Source organism: Azorhizobium sp. AG788, from assembly GCF_943371865.1.
GTDB lineage: Bacteria > Pseudomonadota > Alphaproteobacteria > Rhizobiales > Xanthobacteraceae > Azorhizobium.
The window spans coordinates 1-17,034 of the sequence record NZ_CALRWL010000077.1 but is presented as its reverse complement, the minus strand read 5'-3'; the positions used below and the strand labels follow the sequence as shown (position 1 = coordinate 17,034).

16 protein-coding genes are annotated in these 17,034 nt (G+C 66.3%); 8 read left to right on the top strand and 8 right to left on the bottom strand.

The features are described from left to right. Nucleotides 1-246 precede the first annotated feature (246 nt). Nucleotides 247-1,854, bottom strand: a complete 1,608-nt coding sequence (locus AAG816_RS26285; protein WP_341992673.1) for a carboxyl transferase domain-containing protein — start codon at nt 1,852-1,854, stop codon at nt 247-249. A gap of 167 nt (nt 1,855-2,021) precedes the next feature. Then, nucleotides 2,022-2,669, bottom strand: a complete 648-nt coding sequence (locus tag AAG816_RS26280) for a TetR/AcrR family transcriptional regulator (protein WP_341992672.1) — start codon at nt 2,667-2,669, stop codon at nt 2,022-2,024. A 394-nt stretch (nt 2,670-3,063) separates the two neighbouring features. On the opposite strand from AAG816_RS26280, the gene AAG816_RS26275 reads away from it, so the two are divergent. From AAG816_RS26275 to AAG816_RS26245, 7 genes are all read left to right on the top strand, one after another. Next, nucleotides 3,064-3,852: an ABC transporter ATP-binding protein gene (locus tag AAG816_RS26275; protein ID WP_341992676.1), complete on the top strand. Its 789-nt coding sequence runs from the start codon at nt 3,064-3,066 to the stop codon at nt 3,850-3,852. Nucleotides 3,853-3,860: 8 nt separating this feature from the next. Then, entirely contained in the window at nt 3,861-5,900 is a 2,040-nt protein-coding gene (locus tag AAG816_RS26270) for a long-chain fatty acid--CoA ligase (RefSeq protein WP_341992671.1), read from the top strand. A gap of 304 nt (nt 5,901-6,204) precedes the next feature. After that, nucleotides 6,205-7,098: a branched-chain amino acid ABC transporter permease gene (locus AAG816_RS26265; protein ID WP_341992670.1), complete on the top strand. Its 894-nt coding sequence runs from the start codon at nt 6,205-6,207 to the stop codon at nt 7,096-7,098. A gap of 4 nt (nt 7,099-7,102) precedes the next feature. Then, the gene (locus AAG816_RS26260) at nt 7,103-8,173 is read left to right on the top strand and encodes a branched-chain amino acid ABC transporter permease (RefSeq protein ID WP_341992669.1); all 1,071 of its coding nucleotides are present in this window, start codon (nt 7,103-7,105) and stop codon (nt 8,171-8,173) included. Between the two features lie 84 nt (nt 8,174-8,257). Next, nucleotides 8,258-9,541, top strand: a complete 1,284-nt coding sequence (locus AAG816_RS26255) for an ABC transporter substrate-binding protein (RefSeq protein WP_341992668.1) — start codon at nt 8,258-8,260, stop codon at nt 9,539-9,541. Nucleotides 9,542-9,653: 112 nt separating this feature from the next. Next, complete coding sequence (locus AAG816_RS26250; protein ID WP_341992667.1) at nt 9,654-10,499, top strand: ABC transporter ATP-binding protein; 846 nt, start codon at nt 9,654-9,656, stop codon at nt 10,497-10,499. Between the two features lie 283 nt (nt 10,500-10,782). Next, nucleotides 10,783-12,027, top strand: coding sequence for a phenylacetate--CoA ligase family protein (locus AAG816_RS26245; protein WP_341992666.1), 1,245 nt, complete (start codon nt 10,783-10,785; stop codon nt 12,025-12,027). 9 nt (nt 12,028-12,036) lie between these two features. Here AAG816_RS26245 and AAG816_RS26240 read toward each other — a convergent pair whose 3' ends face one another. From AAG816_RS26240 to AAG816_RS26215, 6 genes are all read right to left on the bottom strand, one after another. Continuing rightward, nucleotides 12,037-12,645: a DNA-3-methyladenine glycosylase I gene (locus AAG816_RS26240; RefSeq protein ID WP_341992665.1), complete on the bottom strand. Its 609-nt coding sequence runs from the start codon at nt 12,643-12,645 to the stop codon at nt 12,037-12,039. Between the two features lie 4 nt (nt 12,646-12,649). Continuing rightward, entirely contained in the window at nt 12,650-12,934 is a 285-nt protein-coding gene (locus AAG816_RS26235) for a YciI family protein (protein WP_341992664.1), read from the bottom strand. Between the two features lie 52 nt (nt 12,935-12,986). Then, the gene (locus AAG816_RS26230) at nt 12,987-13,553 is read right to left on the bottom strand and encodes a TetR family transcriptional regulator (RefSeq protein ID WP_341992663.1); all 567 of its coding nucleotides are present in this window, start codon (nt 13,551-13,553) and stop codon (nt 12,987-12,989) included. A 106-nt stretch (nt 13,554-13,659) separates the two neighbouring features. Beyond that, nucleotides 13,660-14,265 carry a YceI family protein gene (locus AAG816_RS26225; protein WP_341992662.1) on the bottom strand — a complete coding sequence of 202 codons (606 nt, stop codon included), beginning with the start codon at nt 14,263-14,265 and terminating at the stop codon, nt 13,660-13,662. Nucleotides 14,266-14,331: 66 nt separating this feature from the next. Then, complete coding sequence (gene ispG, locus AAG816_RS26220) at nt 14,332-15,630, bottom strand: flavodoxin-dependent (E)-4-hydroxy-3-methylbut-2-enyl-diphosphate synthase (protein ID WP_341992675.1); 1,299 nt, start codon at nt 15,628-15,630, stop codon at nt 14,332-14,334. 160 nt (nt 15,631-15,790) lie between these two features. Then, on the bottom strand, nt 15,791-16,330 hold the full coding sequence (locus AAG816_RS26215; protein ID WP_341992661.1) for a Fur family transcriptional regulator: 540 nt from the start codon (nt 16,328-16,330) through the stop codon (nt 15,791-15,793). A gap of 218 nt (nt 16,331-16,548) precedes the next feature. Here AAG816_RS26215 and AAG816_RS26210 point away from each other — a divergent pair. After that, on the top strand, nt 16,549-17,034 hold a 486-nt coding region (locus AAG816_RS26210), incomplete at its 3' end, for an SDR family NAD(P)-dependent oxidoreductase (RefSeq protein ID WP_341992674.1).

Genomic DNA, 17,034 nt, shown 5'->3' with positions numbered 1-17,034 from the left:
GGGGGAGGGCAGGGAGGGGGGTGAAACGAGTGCCATCGGCGACCGGCCGGAGGAAGGCGGAGGCGGAGGCGGAACCTAAGCGGACGCGTAAGAGCGGCGAAACGGTGCCCCCATCAGAGCGCGCGCCGACCGGAGGCCGTTTCACCCCCCACCCCAGCCCTCCCCCGCACCGGGGGAGGGGGTGGGGCGCGCTGGGGGGGAAGGGCGCGGCGGCCGGCCGGGCGGGCGCGGTGCGCAGAAGCGCACTCACATGCGGAACACGCCGAAGCGTGTCTCCTGTTCCGGGGCGTTCAGCGCGGCGGAGATGGCCAAGGCCAGCACCATGCGGGTGTCGGCGGGGTCGATGACGCCGTCGTCCCACAGCCGCGCGGAGGAATAATAAGGATGGCCCTGCACCTCATATTGGGCCTGGATCGGCGCCTTGAAGGCGGCCTCGTCCTCGGCCGACCAGGTGCCGCCGCGGCCCTCGATGCCGTCGCGTTTCACCTGCGCCAGCACATTGGCCGCCTGCTCGCCGCCCATCACCGAGATGCGGGCATTGGGCCACATCCACAGGAAGCGCGGATCATAGGCGCGTCCGCACATGCCGTAATTGCCGGCGCCAAATGAGTTGCCGATCACCACGGTGAATTTCGGCACCTTGGCGCAGGACACCGCCGTCACCAGCTTGGCGCCGTCCTTGGCGATGCCGCCGGCCTCGTATTTCTTGCCCACCATGAAGCCGGTGATGTTCTGCAGGAACACCAGAGGAATGTTCCGCTGACAGCACAGTTCGACGAAATGGGCGCCCTTCAGCGCGCTCTCGGAAAACAGGATGCCGTTATTGGCGATAATGCCCACCGGATAGCCGAAGATATGGGCGAAGCCGGTGACCAATGAGGTTCCGTAGAGCGGCTTGAACTCGTCGAATTCCGAACCATCGACGATGCGGGCGATGATCTGGCGCACATCGAACGGCTTCTTGGGATCTTCCGAGACGATGCCGTAGATCTCTTCCGCATCATAGAGCGGCGGCCGCGGCGGGCGGATCTCCAGCCCATGATCCTTGCGGCGGTTGAGATCGGCGACGATGGTGCGGGCGATGCCCAGCGCATGGGCGTCATTCTCGGCCATGTGGTCGGCCACACCCGAGGTGCGGGTGTGGACGTCGGCGCCGCCCAATTCCTCGGCGGTGACCACCTCGCCGGTGGCGGCGCGCACCAAAGGCGGGCCGGCGAGGAAGATGGTGGCCTGGTTTTTCACCATGATCGACTGGTCGGCCATGGCCGGCACATAGGCGCCGCCGGCGGTGCAGGAGCCCATGACCACGGCGATCTGGGCGATGCCTTCCGCCGACATGCCGGCCTGATTGAAGAAGATGCGGCCGAAATGATCGCGGTCAGGAAAGACTTCGTCCTGGTTGGGCAGATTGGCGCCGCCGGAATCCACCAGATAGATGCACGGCAGATGGTTTTCGCGGGCGATGGCCTGGGCGCGCAAATGCTTCTTCACCGTCATGGGGAAGTAGGTGCCGCCCTTCACCGTGGCGTCATTGGCGACGATCATGCACTCGCGGCCCGACACCCGGCCGATGCCGGTGATGATGCCGGCGGCGGGAATGTCGTCGTCATACATGCCGTGGGCGGCCAGCTGCGACAGCTCCAGGAATGGCGACCCGGTGTCGATCAGGGTGCGGATGCGGTCGCGGGGCAAGAGCTTGCCGCGCTTGAGATGCCGCTCGCGGGCCACCGCCCCGCCGCCCTCGGCGATGCGGTCCACCAGGGTCCGCAGATCCGCCACGCTGGCGGAAAGCGCGTCGCGATTGCGCCGGAACGCCTCCGAGCGGCGGTCAACCGTATCCTCGATGATCGCCATGCAGCGTCCTCGCCCCGATTAGCGTTATCCACCCGGCTTGTGCGGAAGATGCGCGCCCGCGCGCCGGCCGCAGAGGGGCCGGACGGCTTGGGACAGGTCTCCTCCGCTGCCGATCATCGCCGGCTTTGAAACGATCGTACGTTTTTTTATTTGCCCCGCAAGGGGAATTATGCCCGCGCCCGCTGCGCTTCGGCCCTGGCCTGCCCCTCGGCCAGCCCCGCCTCCGGCTCGGCCACGCCGGCGGTGACCAGATCGGTATAGATCGCCACCAGTTCGTCCTGGCTGAGCCGGCCCTCGGGCCGGTACCACATGCAGATGCCGGTGAGCATGGAGATGATGGCATAAGTGGAGACGCGGGGGTCCACCACCTTGAACGCGCCTTGGGCTGCGCCATCGCGCAGGATGGTGTCCAGCAGCCCCTCATAGCGCCGCCGCATGGCCACCACCTCGCCGCGGTGCTCATCCTCCAGGCTGCGGATCTCCATATTGGCGATGAAGACGTGGGCCTTGCGGGTCATGTGGTAGCGCAGGTGGAAGCCCACATAGGCCTTGAGCCGATCCATGGGGTCGGTGAGCCCCGCCAGCGCCTCGTCGGCCTTGGCCATGAGGTCGTCCATATGGTCGCGGACGATGTCGAACAAGAGGCTCTGCTTGTTCTCGAAATATTTGTACAGCGAGCCCGATTGCAGGCCGACCTCCGCCGCCAGCTGCCGCAGGCTCATGGCCTCGTAGCCGTGCTGATAGATCAGCTTCACGCCGGCCTGGCGGATCGCCTGGGCCGTGCGCACGCCGTTGGACCCCACCGTACGCGCCATGGCGCCTTCGCCCTCACCCCGCGGGACGCCGTCTTGCGCGGCGGACCCGGACCCTGATCCCAACCCGTCCCGGCGGAACACACTTGCCGCAGGGGTGCCTTCGGTGTTGGATTGAACCGACGCGGCCAACGCCGCGAACCGGGCTACAGTGATCGCCCGCAGCCGGCGATGCAAGCCACCCGCGACAGAGCGGACAGGTCCATCGGAGGGCTTGACCGCGACAGAAAAAGAACGTTCGATTGTTTCCGTAGACAAGTCCGACACCATGATCGGACAGCAGGCGCCCACGCCAAAACTACATAGGGCGCAATATAACGAGGGAGGTGCACGGTCAAAAGGCCGGCGACATCCCTCGACATCGAGGGAGGACGGCTTGGGCACCACGCTTCTGGACGTGCGTGACATTTCGCTGCGCTTCGGCGGCCTCAAGGCCCTGAGCGAGGTGGCTTTTTCCGTTGAAAAAGGCGAACTGTTCTCGATCATCGGCCCCAATGGCGCCGGCAAAACCTCGCTGCTCAACTGCATCTCCGGGCGCTATTCGCCCAGCGACGGCCGCATCGATTTCGAAGGCCGCGACATCACGCGGCTGAAGCCGAACAAGCGCGCCGCCATCGGCATCGGCCGCACCTTCCAGAATCTGGCCCTGTTCCACCACATGAGCGTGCTGGACAACATTCTGGTGGGCCGCCACCATTTGTTGAAAAACAACTTCCTCAGCGGCGCGCTCTATTGGTTCGGCGGCGCCCAGAAGGAAGAGCTGGAACACCGCAAGGCGGTGGAGGATGTGATCGACTTCCTCGACATCCAGCATGTGCGCAAAGCCACCGCCGGCACCTTGTCCTACGGCCTGCGCAAGCGGGTGGAGCTGGCCCGCGCCGTGGCGCTGGAGCCCAAGCTGATTCTCCTCGATGAGCCCATGGCCGGCATGAATCTCGAAGAGAAGGAGGACATGGCCCGCTACATCGTCGATCTCAACGAGGAATGGGGCATGACCATCATCATGATCGAGCACGACATGGGGGTGGTGATGGATATTTCGCACCGGGTGATGGTGCTGGATTTCGGCCGCAAGATCGCCCATGGCGCGCCCGCCGAGGTGCTGGCCAATCCCCATGTGCGCAAGGCCTATCTGGGCGAGGATGATCCCGAGATCGAGCCCGCCCCCGAAGCTCTGTCCGCGTGATGGCCGCCATGACCAGCACCTCCCAGACCGAAACCATCGCGACCCCCGCCGCCACCCCCAACCCCACCGTCATCGGCATCACCCGCAGCGGCGCCGCCGCGACGGTCAATGCCGCTCTGCCGGACGTGGCGGTGTACGACACCTTCCCCAAGCTGCTGGCGCTCAACGCCGCCAAATATCCCGACGAGGTGTGGCTGCGGGAGAAGGACCTGGGCATCTGGAACGCCTATACCTGGAAGCAGGTCTCGGCCCGGGTGCAGAACATCGCCCTCGGCCTGCAGGATCTGGGGGTGGAGCGCGGCGAGGTGATCGCGCTCATCGGCGACAATCGCCCGGAATGGCTGATGGGCGAGATCGCCATCCATGCGGTGGGCGGCCAGTCCCTGGGCATCTATCGCGACGCTCTGGCGGACGAGGTGTCCTACCTCATCACCTATGCCGAGGTGCGGGTGATCTTCGCCGAGGACGAGGAGCAGGTGGACAAACTGCTCCAGCTTTCCGAGCTGATCCCCACCATCCGCCACATCATCTATGCGGACCCGCGCGGCATCCGCAAATATGACGACCCGCGCCTGATCGCGCTGGCGGACGTGGAAGCCCGCGGCGCCGAGCGCCATCGCCAGGGCCCTGGCCTCTATGCGGATCTGGTCAATGCCGGCACCGGCACGGACGTGGCGATCCTGTGCACCACCTCGGGCACCACCTCGCACCCGAAGCTCGCCATGCTCACCAGCGGCGCCATGCTGCGCCACTGCACGGCGTATCTCGCCGCCGATCCGCGCGGGCCGCAGGACGAATATGTCTCCGTGCTGCAGATGCCCTGGATCATGGAGCAGATCTACGCCTTCGGGCAGGCGCTGCTGTCGCGCATGAAGGTGAATTTCGTCGAGGAACCCGAGACCTCCATGGCCGACATGCGCGAGATCGGCCCCACCTTCGTGCTGTTCGCCCCCCGCGTATGGGAGCAGATCGCCGCCGACGTGCGCGCCCGGATGATGGATGCCTCGGTGCTCAAGCGCTTCATGTTCGATGTGGGCATGAAGCTGGGCCTGAAAGCCCTGGACGCCGGGCGCCGCTCGGCGCTGGCCGACTTCATCCTGTTCCGCCCGCTGCGCGACCGGCTGGGCTTTTCCCATCTGGTCTCCGCCGCCACCGGCGGCGCGGCGCTGGGGCCGGATACCTTCCGCTTCTTCCTGGCGCTCGGCGTGCCCATGCGCCAGCTCTACGGCCAGACCGAACTGCTGGGCGCCTATACGCTCCACACCGGCACGGATGTGGATTTCGACACCGTGGGCGTGCCGTTCTCGGGCGTGGATATCCGCATCGACGATCCCGATGCCAATGGCCTGGGCGAGATCGTCACCCGCCATCCCAACCATTTCTCCGGCTATTACAAGAACCCGGAGGAGACCGCCAAATCGCTCGAAGAGGGCGGCTGGATGCGCACCGGGGATGCGGGCTTTTTCGATCCGCGCGGCCATCTGGTGGTGATCGACCGGGTGCGCGACATGGCCCGCACCGCCTTGGGCGACCGCTTCTCGCCGCAATATATCGAGAACAAGCTGAAATTCTCGCCTTACATCGCCGAAGTGGTGGTGCTGGGCGACGGGCGCGAGAGCCTCGCCGCCATCATCTGCATCCGCTTTCCCATCCTGTCCAAATGGGCGGAGAAGAACCGGATCTCGTTTACCACCTATACCGATCTGTCCTCCCGCCCGGAGGTGACGGAATTGATCCGCCGCGAGGTGGAGCAGGTCAACCGGACGCTGGCGGAAAAGCAGCGCATCTCCAAATTCCTTCTACTCTACAAGGAATTGGATGCGGACGATGGCGAGCTGACCCGCACCCGCAAGGTGCGCCGAGGCGTCATCAACGAGCGCTATGGCGAAATCATCGACGCCATGTATCGCGGCGAGCGCACCATCGACGTGGACACCACCATCGCCTTCCAGGACGGCACCAAGCAGCGCATCCGCACGGTGCTGAACGTCATCGCCTTGGACCCCGCCGCCCCGCCCACGGGCGAAAGCAAGCGGAGGGCGGCATGAGCGTGTTGCGCAATAGTCCCCAGCCCGCCCGGCGGCGGCCGTTTCACCCCCCTCCCTGCCCTCCCCCGCAAGGGGGGAGGGTTCGCCGCGCCCTGCAGCGGGGACCGTCCCGCGCGACCCCTCTCGCTGCCATAACAGAGCGCACCTTCCTCCCCCGGCGTGACGCGCCCCCTCCCCCCTTGCGGGGGAGGGTTGGGGAGGGGGGTGAAACGGCCCCCGCCGTCACGCGCCATCCGCAGAGCCCCCTACGCCTGACGCCGCATCGCCCATCACGCACCGCCCCACCCCTCCCGAGGGACGCCCGATGATCTCTCCCCTGCTTATTCAACTGATCATCAACGGCCTCATCATCGGCACGCTCTATGGCGTGGTGGGCATGTGCTTCGTGCTCATCTACAAGGCCTCGCAGGTGGTGAACTTCGCCCAGGGTGAGTTCCTGCTCATTGGCGCCTGGACCTGCTGGTACCTCATGACCGCCTGGCAGATCCCCTTCATCTGGGGCTTCCTGGTCTCCATCGCCTTCATGATGGTGTTCGGCCTCTTGCTGCAGATGCTGGTGCTGCGGCCGCTGATCGGCGAGCCGATCATCTCGGTCATCATGGTCACCATCGGCCTGTCCATCTTCTTTCAGGCCTTGATGAAATGGATGTTCGGCACCTTCGCTCAGCCGTTCCCGCCCATCTTCCCGGTGGCCAAGGTGGAGATCGGCGGCTTGCAGGTGCAGAGCGCCTATCTGCTCTCCACCGGGGTGAGTCTGGCCATCATGGCCGGCTTTGCCTGGTTCTTTAAATATTCCCGCATCGGCCTTGCCATGCGGGCCACCGCCTTCTCCCAGCAAGTGGCGCAATCCATGGGCATTTCGGTGCGCCAGATGTTCGCGCTCTCCTGGGGCATTTCCGCCGCCGTCTCGGCGGTGGCCGGGGTGGTGGTGGGCATCGTCAACGGCGTGTCGTCGGCGCTGTCCTACTTCGGCATCAAGGTGTTCCCGGCGGTGATCCTGGGGGGCCTGGATTCCATCTTCGGCGCGGTGGTGGGCGGGCTCATCATGGGGCTGCTGGAGAACCTCGCGCACTATGTGGACAGCCAGTATCTGAAATGGGGCAACCTCTATGAGATCGTGCCCTTCTACGCCCTCATCATCATCCTGATGATCAAGCCGTACGGCCTGTTCGGCACCCGCGACATCGAGAGGGTCTGATCCCATGGCCGCCGATACCTCACGCCCCTGCGGCGATTATCGCTCCAGCTACCGCGCCGACCAGACGCTGTTCACCACCCGACTCACCATGGCCTGCTGCGCCGCCGGCGTGGTGGCGCTGGCCTTCGCGCCGCTGCTGCTGTCCAGCTATCTGGTCAGCCTCTTGATCCAGATCGGCTATCTGGGCATTGCGGCGCTGGGGCTGAACATATTGGTGGGCTTCTCCGGCCAGATCTCCATCGGCCATGCGGTGTTCTTCGGCTTCGGCGGTTTTGCCTCCGCCTTCCTGGCCGAGCACGGCGTGCCGGTGCCCATCGCCATCATCCTGGCCGGGCTGTGGACCACCGCCGTGGGCCTCTTGTTCGGCCTGCCGGCGGCGCGGGTGAAGGGGCTGTATCTGGCCATCGCCACCTTGGCGGCCCAGTTCATCCTGCAGGACTTCTTCGTGCGCGCCACCTGGTTCACCGGCGGCTCGTCGGGGGCGGTGGCGGCACCCTTCACCATATTGGGCTTCGATTTCTCCGGCGATGCCCGCTATTTCTATGTGGTGCTGGTGTTCTTCGTGGTGATGTATCTGGGCGCCGCCAACCTCATGCGCAGCCGCGACGGCCGCGCTCTGATCGCGGTCCGCGACCATTATCTCTCGGCCGAGATGATGGGGGTGAACCTCACCAAATACCGCACCATGGCCTTCGGCATCTCGTCTTTCTATGCCGGCATCGGCGGGGCGCTCTATGCCCATTACATCGGCTACATGTCGGTGGAGGGGCTGGATATCCTGTTCTCGATCCAGTTCCTGGCCATGATCATCATCGGCGGCCTGGGCTCGGTGATGGGATCCTTGCTGGGCACCATCTTCATGGTGCTCCTGCCGGAATTGACCGGGGCGCTCGCCAGCGCGCTCCAGGGCAGCGCCATCGACAAGGTGCTGCATCTGAAAGACGGCATCACTTATATGCGCGAGATGCTGATCGGCGCCGTCATCATCCTGTTCCTGATCTTCGAGCCCGATGGCCTCGCCCACCGCTGGCGCCAGATCAAGGCCTATTGGAAACTCTATCCCTTCTCCTACTGAGCTTACGCCTATTATCTGAAACGGAGACCGGAAGCGGCGACGCAGATCACCGCAGCGGTCGAGGAAACCACCAAGGAGACGTCCATGAAGCGGGTCGCATTGTCCCTCATTTCCGCGCTGGCGCTGACCGCGGCCAGCCCGGCCCTTGCCCAGTCCATCAACATCGGCCATCTCGCCGACTATTCCGGCGGCACCTCGGACGTGGGCAAGCCCTATGGCCAGGGCGTGCAGGACACCATCGCCTGGATCAACAAGAATGGCGGCGTGAACGGCAAGACCATCAATTCCGACTTCAACGAATATGGCTATCAGGTGCCCCGCGCTTTGGCGGCGTTCAAGAAATGGACCTCCGGCTCCGACAAGGTGGTGGCGATCCAGGGCTGGGGCACGGCGGACACCGAAGCCCTGGTGGCCTTGGTGACCAAGGAGCAGATCCCCTATTATTCCGGCTCCTATTCCGCCTCCCTCACCGACCCCACCGGCAAGGGCAGCCCCAAGAGCGAGCGCGCCGCGCCGTATAATTTCTTCTACGGCCCGTCTTATTCCGACGCCGCCCGCGCCATGGTGCAGTGGGCCGCCGATGACTGGAAGGCCAAGGGCGGCCAGGGCAAGCCCAAATGGGTGCATATGGGCGCCAACCACCCCTACCCCAACTCGCCCAAGGCGGCGGCGGAGGCCTATGCCAAGGAACTGGGCTTCGACGTGCTGGAGCCCATCACCTTTGCTCTGACCCCCGGTGACTACACCGCCCAGTGCCTCACCCTGAAGCAGGCGGGCGCCAATTATGCCTATCTGGGCAATACCGCCGGCTCCAACATCTCCGTGCTTAAGGCCTGTGAGACCGCGGGCGTGAAGGTGCAGTTCCTGGGCAATGTCTGGGGCATGGGCGAGGAAGCCATGAAGGCCGCCGGCACCGCCGCCAATGGCGTGGTGTTCCCGGTGCGCACCGCCGTCACCTGGACCGGCACGGCGCCGGGGATGGCCACCTTCAAGGACATTTCCAAGATGTCCGATCCCTCCGGCGCCGCCTATCGCTCGGTGCATTACATGACCGCGGTCTGCACCGTGCTCTATATGAAGGAAGCCATGGACTGGGCCGACAAGAATGGCGGCGTCACCGGGCCGAAGATCGCCGAGGGCATGTACCAGAAGAAGGATTGGGTGCCCAAGGGCACCGAGGGCGTGTGCAACCCCTCCACCTGGACCGCCACCGACCACCGCTCCAACATGACGGTGGATCTCTATCGCGCCGTGGTCGGCGGCGCCGCGGACGGCGAACTGGCGGATCTGGTGAAGTCCGGCGCCGTCAAGCTGGACAAGGTCGCCACCATCACCCTGCCGCGCAAGACCGACCTGCTGGGCTGGTGAGCCTTCGGTCGATCAAGATTGCCCTCGTCACGCGTCATGCCCGGATCACGTCCGGGCATGACGACCGAGGCGGTCGTCTCTGCCTATTGACCAGTTGCTGAACGGAGCCCCCATGGCCGAAGCCGCACTGAAGATGGATGCCCCGCCAGCCCCCGAGGCCGCCGCCGCGCCGCTGCTGTCGGTGGACAATATCGAGGTGGTCTATAATGACGTGATCCTGGTGCTGCGCGGCCTCTCCCTGAAGGTGCCGAAGGGCCAGATCGTCGCCTTGCTCGGCTCCAACGGCGCCGGCAAGTCCACCACGCTGAAAGCCATTTCCGGCCTGCTGAAGTCGGAAGATGGCGAGGTCACCCGCGGCGACATCAGCTTCGAGGGCCAGTCCATCAAGGGCATCGAGCCCGATCGCATCGTGCGCCGCGGCATCTTCCAGGTGATGGAGGGCCGGCGCATCGTCTCCGACATGACGGTGCTGGAAAACCTGCGCCTGGGCGCCTTCACCCGCCGCGACAATGGCGTGAAGGCGGACATCGAGCGCGTCTATGCCTATTTCCCCCGCCTGCGCGAGCGCAATGGCCTCGCTGGCTATCTCTCGGGCGGCGAGCAGCAGATGCTGGCCATCGGCCGGGCGATCATGGCGCGGCCCAAATTGATCCTGATGGACGAGCCGTCCATGGGCCTCTCGCCGCTGCTGGTGAAGGAGGTGTTCGCCATCATCAAGCAGCTCAACAAGGATCTGGGCGTCACCATCCTCCTGGTGGAGCAGAATGCCCGCGTGGCGCTCTCGGTGGCCGATACCGGCTACATCATGGAGCAGGGCAAGATCGTGCTGGACGGCACCGCCGAGCAGTTGCAATCCAATGAGGATGTGAAGGAATTCTACCTCGGCCAGGGCGGCGGCGACGAGCGCAAGTCGTTCAAGAATCTGAAGTCGTTCAAGCGGCGCAAGCGCTGGCTGTGAGGGTGAGATTGTTCCGCGCTCATGGCTTCGGCGCTTTGACGGAGGCCGTTTCACCCCCCTCCCCAGCCCTCCCCCGCAAGGGGGGAGGGAGCCGGTTGCGCGGGAGGGCTGAACGGCTTGCTGGACCATCGCCGCGGAACAGCGCCGCATAAGGTGCGGGCTCCTCCCCCCTTGCGGGGGAGGGCAGGGAGGGGGTGAAGCGGCCGGGGCCGGGCACCCCAATGAATGAGAGACGCGCCCGGCGGCGAAACGTCCCGGTGGCAAGGACGGAAAGAGCGCACGCATGACCGACGGTCCTTATTACGACGCCCTGGAAACCCGCGCCCCCGCCGCGCGCGAGGCCGCGCTGATGATGGCGCTGCCGGCGCAGATCGCCCGCGCCAAGGCCACATCCGCTTATTTCGGCGCCCTGCTCAAGGACGTGGACCCCGCCGCCATCACCAGCCGCGCGGCGCTGGCCACCCTGCCCGTCACCCGCAAGTCGGACTTGCTGGAGTTGCAGCCCAAAAGCCTGCCGTTCGGCGGCCTCAACGGCACCGCGCCGGGGCAGATGGCGCGCATCTTCATGTCCCCCGGCCCGATCTATGATCCCGAAGGCCGGCGGCCGGACTATTGGCGCTTTGCCCGCGCGCTCCACGCCGCCGGGTTCCGCACCGGCGAGATCGTCCACAATTGCTTCTCCTACCATCTCACCCCCGCCGGCTCGATGATCGAGAGCGGCGCCCATGCGCTCGGCTGCGCCGTGGTGCCGGGCGGGGTGGGCCAGACCGATCTGCAATTGCGCGCCATCGCCGACATCCGGCCCCATGGCTATGGCGGCACCCCCTCGTTCCTGAAGATCCTGCTGGACAAGGCCCGCGAGGAGGGCAGCGACATATCCTCTTTCACCAAGGCTTTAGTCTCGGGCGAGGCGTTCTTTCCCGCCCAGCGGGCGGAGTTCAAGACGGCGGGCATCGCCGCGCTGCAATGCTACGGCACCGCCGATCTGGGGCTGGTGGCCTATGAGAGCCCGGCGCAAGAGGGCATGATCGCCGATGAGCATCTGATCATCGAAATCCTGCGCCCCGGCACCGGCGATCCGGTGGAGGAGATCGGCGAAGTGGGCGAGGTGGTGGTGACGCTGCTGGAGGCGGACTATCCTTTGGTGCGCTTTGCCACCGGCGACCTGTCCGCCGTGCTGCCGGGCCTCAGCCCGTGTGGGCGCACCAACATGCGGCTGCGCGGCTGGCTGGGCCGGGCCGATCAGGTCACCAAGATCCGCGGCATGTTCGTGCATCCGGTGCAGGTGGCCGGCGCGGTGAAGAAGCACCCCGCGATCGCCAAGGCCCGCCTGGTGGTGGAGCGCGCCGGCGACAGCGACGACATGATCCTGGAAGTGGAAGTGGCGGACGCCGCAGCCCTGGCACAGGAGCAGTTGCTGGACGATTTGCGCGCCGCCACCAAACTGCGCGGCCGCCTCGTGCTGCTGGCCCCCGGCACCTTGCCCGCCGACGCCAAGACCATCGAGGATCGCCGGCCGGTGGGGTGATGTCAGGCGCTAGGTCGGAGGCGTGAAGGCGGCCCGCGCGCGGGCCGCTTCGGCGCGCACATGGCAGCCCTCGGCATGGTCGTTGATGAGGCCCATGGCCTGCATGAAAGCATAGACGGTGGTCGGCCCGACAAAGGCCCAGCCCCGCGCCTTCAAATCCTTCGACATGGCGATGGACGCCGCCGAGACCGAGGCGGTCTGCGGCACGGCCAGATCCTCGGCCTTGGGCTCGAACCGCCAGACGTAGGCGGCGAGGGAGCCCTCCTGCCGCACCATCTCCTGCGCCCGCTGGGCGTTGGTGATCACCGCCTGGATCTTCCCCCGGTGGCGCACGATGCCGGCATTGGCGTGCAGGCGCTCCACGTCGTCGCCGGTGAACCGAGCGACGCGATCGAAGTCGAAGCCGTGGAACGCCGTGCGGAAATTCTCCCGCTTGTCGAGGATGGTCCGCCAGCTGAGACCCGACTGAAAGGCTTCAAGACAAAGCTTCTCGAACAGCCGTTGGTCGTCGGCAACGGGAAAGCCCCACTCGGTGTCGTGATACGCCAGAAACGCCGGCGCGGCGGCGCACCACTTGCAGCGGTGCCGCCCGTCGGGGCCGGGAAGGGTCGCGGCCATCGGCTCAGTCCTTCAGGAATGCCAGACGGTCATCCACCCGACCGGGGGCCACTTCAATGAAGTCCACCGTCACAACGCCCTCCGCGACGAAGGGATCTTGCTGGAGCCGGGCTTCGAAGTCGGCGCGTGAGGCCTGATGCGCGAGAATGGCGCCGCCGCCGTTCGGCTGCAGGCTGCCCGCCAGCAGGAACACGCCGTCCGCAAATCCCCGTTGGAGCCAAGCGTTGTGGGCTTCGAGCAGGGCCGGGGCCTTGGTCTTGTCGGCGAATTTCAAGGTGGCGATGAACATGTGGGCTCTCTCGTTTGGAATGGCGCGTGCAAGGTCATGTCTGGCAGGGAGATCAGGCGCATTGGGCTGTCAGCCATGCGTCCATGTCTGCCACCTCGCGGTGGATGAAGTCCTCATCACGCAGAGCGGTGGCGAGGGTCGCGACGCCCTGGCTGCGCGCCAGCAGGTGCAGGGCCAAAGCATCGGCATCGGCGCCGCGTCCCAAGTCCCTGAACTGCCCTGCCAGCCAGTCGCGGAAGAGCAGGAAGAGGCGGGCGGCATCGTCCTTGGCCGCATGGTCGAGCTTGGAAAGCTCGTTGCACAAGGTGCCCACCGGGCAGCCGTGCAACATGATCTTCGCCCGGTTCGCCAGCAGGATGTGGATGAAGCTGCGGATGCGATCCTGCGGCTTGCCGCCATCGGCCGCCCACGCCGCCAGCATGGCGTGCGTGCGGGCCAGCCGCAGCTCGATCACGGCGGCGAGAATGTCGTCCTTCGACTTGAAATGATAATAGAAATTCCCACGAGACACGCCGACGGCAGCGGCGATGTGGGCAAAGGACGTGGCCTCGAACCCGCGTTCGTAAAAGAGGCGGTCCGCCACATCCACGATCTCACGACGGGTATCGGCGGCGGTCATCGACAGGCTCCCTGCGGGCGGTGACCGTTCGCCATGCCGCTCCGCGCCTAGGGCAAACGTCCTAAACTGCGATTAGGTCACTTGTCCTAAACTGTCAATCCCCACCCTATTGCGGCACGAACTCCGCTTCGATGCGCAGGCTCACCGCATCGCCGATGGCCGGAAGGCCGAAGCGCATGCCGAAGTCGGAGCGCGTCAGCGTGCCGGTGGCGTCAAAGCCCACGTGATAGAGCTTGTCGGTGGGGTTGAGGCCGGCCTTGTGGAAGGTCACGTCCAGGATCACCGGGCGGGTCACGCCCAGAAGCGTGACCTCCCCCGTCACCTTGGCGGTGCTGCCGGTGGCCTCCACCGCGGTGGAGGCAAAGCGGATGGTGGGGAAGGCCTCGGCATTGAAAAAGTCCGGCCCCTTCAGGCGGGCATCGAAGCGGGCGTCGGCGGTGGCCACCGCCGCGCTGGCGAGCGTCACCTCCACTCGGCTGTTGGCGGGGGTGGCCGGGTCGAGCACCAGCGTGCCCGAGGCGGCGGGCAAGAGGCCGCTATAAGTGGAAAAGCCGCGATGGCTGAGACTCCACACCACCCGCGCATGGCCAGCGTCCAGCACATAGGTGCCGGCCTTCACCGCTGCGGGATTGGTGGTGTCCGCCTCCTGCGCCCCTGCGGGCATGAGGCCGAACGCGATCAAGGCCGAGGCGGCAAAAACAGCGAGGCGCATGGGGGCATCCGTGAGGCATCCGGCCGGCGGGCCATTCCGCAGCGGCCGGCTCCCCATGAATCACGCTTATTCCGCTGCGTCCACCGGGGCTGCCGGCGCCACGGCGACGCCATAGCGGCGCTTCACATAGTCTTCCACCATGGCGCGGAACTCCAGCTGGAGGTTGGGGCCGCGCAAGGTGCCCACCTTCTTGCCATCCATATAGACCGGCGCGGTGGGGATCTCCCCGGTGCCCGGCAGCGAGATGCCGATGTCCGCATGCTTGCTCTCGCCCGGCCCGTTCACGATGCAGCCCATCACCGCCACATTGAGCCCCTCCACGCCGGGATAGGACTTCTTCCACTCCGGCATGCGCTCGCGGATCATGTCCTGAACGCCCTGGGCCAGTTCCTGGAAGGTGGTGGAGGTGGTGCGCCCGCAGCCCGGGCACGCCGCCACCAAAGGCACGAAGGTGCGCAGGCCCATGGTCTGCAGGATTTCCTGCGACACCTGCACCTCGCGGGTGCGGTCACCATTGGGCTCGGGGGTCAGCGAGACGCGGATGGTATCGCCGATGCCCGCCTGCAGCACCACGCCCATGGCGGCGGAGGAGGCGACGATGCCCTTGGAGCCCATGCCCGCCTCGGTCAGCCCCAGATGCAGGGCATAATCGGCGCGGCGGGACAGTTCGGTATAGACCGCGATCAGATCCTGCACCGCCGAGACCTTGGCGGAGAGAATGATGCGGTTGCGCGGCAGGCCAATCTCTTCCGCCAGCGCGGCGGACAGCAGCGCCGAGCGCACCAGCGCCTCGCGGGTCACGGCGCGCGCCTCGGCCGGACGGGCGAGCTTGGCATTCTCGTCCATCAAGGCGGTGAGCAGTTCCTGGTCCAGCGAGCCCCAATTGGCGCCGATGCGCACCGCCTTGTCGTGGCGGATGGCGGTCTCGACGATGGCGGTGAACTGCCGGTCCTTCTTGGTGCCGAAGCCCACATTGCCGGGATTGATGCGGTATTTGTCCAGCGCCTTGGCGCAGGCGGGATGGTCCGCCAGCAATTTGTGGCCGATGTAGTGGAAGTCGCCCACCAGCGGCACGTCGATGCCCTGGCGCAGCAGGCGCTCCTTGATGCGCGGCACGGCGGCGGCGGCCTCGTCGCGATCGACCGTGATGCGCACGATCTCCGAGCCGGCGCGGAACAGCGCCGCCACCTGGCGCACGGTGCCGTCGATATCGGCGGTGTCGGTATTGGTCATGGACTGCACCGCCACCGGCGCATCGCCGCCGACGATCACATTGCCCACCGGCACCGGAACGGTGCGGCGGCGCCCGGCGGGGCCGGCCTGCAACAGATCATCGGGCACCACGGCCACTTCGGCCGGGGGCATCACACCGGGGGCGCTGGGCGGCGGCGTCATGGGGTGCGTCATCGGGTCGGTCCTTCGCCGGCACAGCCGTGCCGGCTCATGAAGCGCAGGGTCAGAACCCGCCACCGGCGCCTTGCAGGTAGGCGTCCGCCCGCGCGCCGTCAACGGGGCGCTGCGCGCCCTAACCCTGGGCGCGGCAGCGGGCGCAGGCGCCGGCCACTTCCAGCACCCGTTGCCGCGGCTCGAACCCGGCCGAGCGCGCCGCCCAGGCCAGGTCGCGGCCGATGGCATGGGAGGCCACCTCCTGGGTGGCGCCGCAAGTCTCGCAGATCAGGAACACCACCACGTCGCCGGCGTCATGCACATGGCCGCAGGCCAGGAAGGCGTTGCGGCTCTCGATGCGATGGGCGAGGCCCTCGGACACCAGGAAGTCCAGCACCCGATAGACCGACATGGCCGGGGTGCGATCGCCCTGGGCGGCGAGGCGCTCGACAATGTCATAGGCGCCCAGCGGCACATGGCTTTCCGCCAGTGCCTGCATGACGCTGCGGCGCAGCGGGGTCAGGCGCAGGCCCTTGTCGGCGCACAATTTCTCCACCCGTGCCAAAGCGCCGGACACGCACTGGCCGTGGTCATGGTCGTGCGCGTGATCGTGGCCATGGTCGTGGCCGGTGGCGCTGGCCACCACTGGGGCGTCGGCTTGGGGGGCATCGGCTGACATGAGGACAATGTAGCGATGCCCGCCCGCGGTTTCCATGCCCGCGCGTAAATTACCGGCCCGACCGCGCTGACGCTGCGGGATGCGTTGCGAAACGCAACTTTCCGTCGCAAGGTCGCCCTGCGGGCCGTCCCCCGCGGGTGTGACGCAGGCGTCATACCCCTTCGCTACACGGGCGGTATATTTCGGGGCGATAGCCCCCCAGCGCGCAAGGAAGATAGATCATGTCGATCAAGGGTAAGGTCGCCGTCGTCACCGGCTCCACCAGCGGCATCGGGCTCGCCTATGCGCGGGCGTTCGCGGCGGAAGGCGCCCATGTGGTCATCAACGGCCTCGGCGACGCCGCCGCCATCGAGACCGAGCGCGCCAAGATCGAGAGCGATTTCGGCGTCAAGGCGCTCTACTCCCCGGCCAACATGCTCAAGGCGGACGAGATCGCCGGCATGATCAAGCTGGCCGAGACCGAATTGGGCGCCTGCGACATCCTGGTGAACAATGCCGGCATCCAGATCGTCTCCCCCATCGAGGACTTCCCCATCGATGGCTGGAACAACATCATCGCCATCAACCTCACCGCCGCTTTCCTCGCCATCCGCGCCGCGGTGCCGGGCATGAAGGCCCGCAAGTGGGGCCGCATCATCAACACCGCCTCGGCCCATGCCCTGGTGGGCTCGCCCTTCAAGGGCGCCTATGTGGCGGCCAAGCAC

What these genes read in the sequence shown, in the direction of transcription:
- AAG816_RS26285 (WP_341992673.1), bottom strand. Translation starts at nt 1,854, where the DNA reads ATGGCGATCATCGAGGATACGGTTGACCGCCGCTCGGAGGCGTTCCGG.
- AAG816_RS26280 (WP_341992672.1), bottom strand. Translation starts at nt 2,669, where the DNA reads ATGGCGCGTACGGTGGGGTCCAACGGCGTGCGCACGGCCCAGGCGATC.
- AAG816_RS26270 (WP_341992671.1), top strand. Translation starts at nt 3,861, where the DNA reads ATGACCAGCACCTCCCAGACCGAAACCATCGCGACCCCCGCCGCCACC.
- AAG816_RS26265 (WP_341992670.1), top strand. Translation starts at nt 6,205, where the DNA reads ATGATCTCTCCCCTGCTTATTCAACTGATCATCAACGGCCTCATCATC.
- AAG816_RS26260 (WP_341992669.1), top strand. Translation starts at nt 7,103, where the DNA reads ATGGCCGCCGATACCTCACGCCCCTGCGGCGATTATCGCTCCAGCTAC.
- AAG816_RS26255 (WP_341992668.1), top strand. Translation starts at nt 8,258, where the DNA reads ATGAAGCGGGTCGCATTGTCCCTCATTTCCGCGCTGGCGCTGACCGCG.
- AAG816_RS26250 (WP_341992667.1), top strand. Translation starts at nt 9,654, where the DNA reads ATGGCCGAAGCCGCACTGAAGATGGATGCCCCGCCAGCCCCCGAGGCC.
- AAG816_RS26245 (WP_341992666.1), top strand. Translation starts at nt 10,783, where the DNA reads ATGACCGACGGTCCTTATTACGACGCCCTGGAAACCCGCGCCCCCGCC.
- AAG816_RS26240 (WP_341992665.1), bottom strand. Translation starts at nt 12,645, where the DNA reads ATGGCCGCGACCCTTCCCGGCCCCGACGGGCGGCACCGCTGCAAGTGG.
- AAG816_RS26235 (WP_341992664.1), bottom strand. Translation starts at nt 12,934, where the DNA reads ATGTTCATCGCCACCTTGAAATTCGCCGACAAGACCAAGGCCCCGGCC.
- AAG816_RS26230 (WP_341992663.1), bottom strand. Translation starts at nt 13,553, where the DNA reads ATGACCGCCGCCGATACCCGTCGTGAGATCGTGGATGTGGCGGACCGC.
- AAG816_RS26225 (WP_341992662.1), bottom strand. Translation starts at nt 14,265, where the DNA reads ATGCGCCTCGCTGTTTTTGCCGCCTCGGCCTTGATCGCGTTCGGCCTC.
- ispG (WP_341992675.1), bottom strand. Translation starts at nt 15,630, where the DNA reads ATGCCCCCGGCCGAAGTGGCCGTGGTGCCCGATGATCTGTTGCAGGCC.
- AAG816_RS26215 (WP_341992661.1), bottom strand. Translation starts at nt 16,330, where the DNA reads ATGTCAGCCGATGCCCCCCAAGCCGACGCCCCAGTGGTGGCCAGCGCC.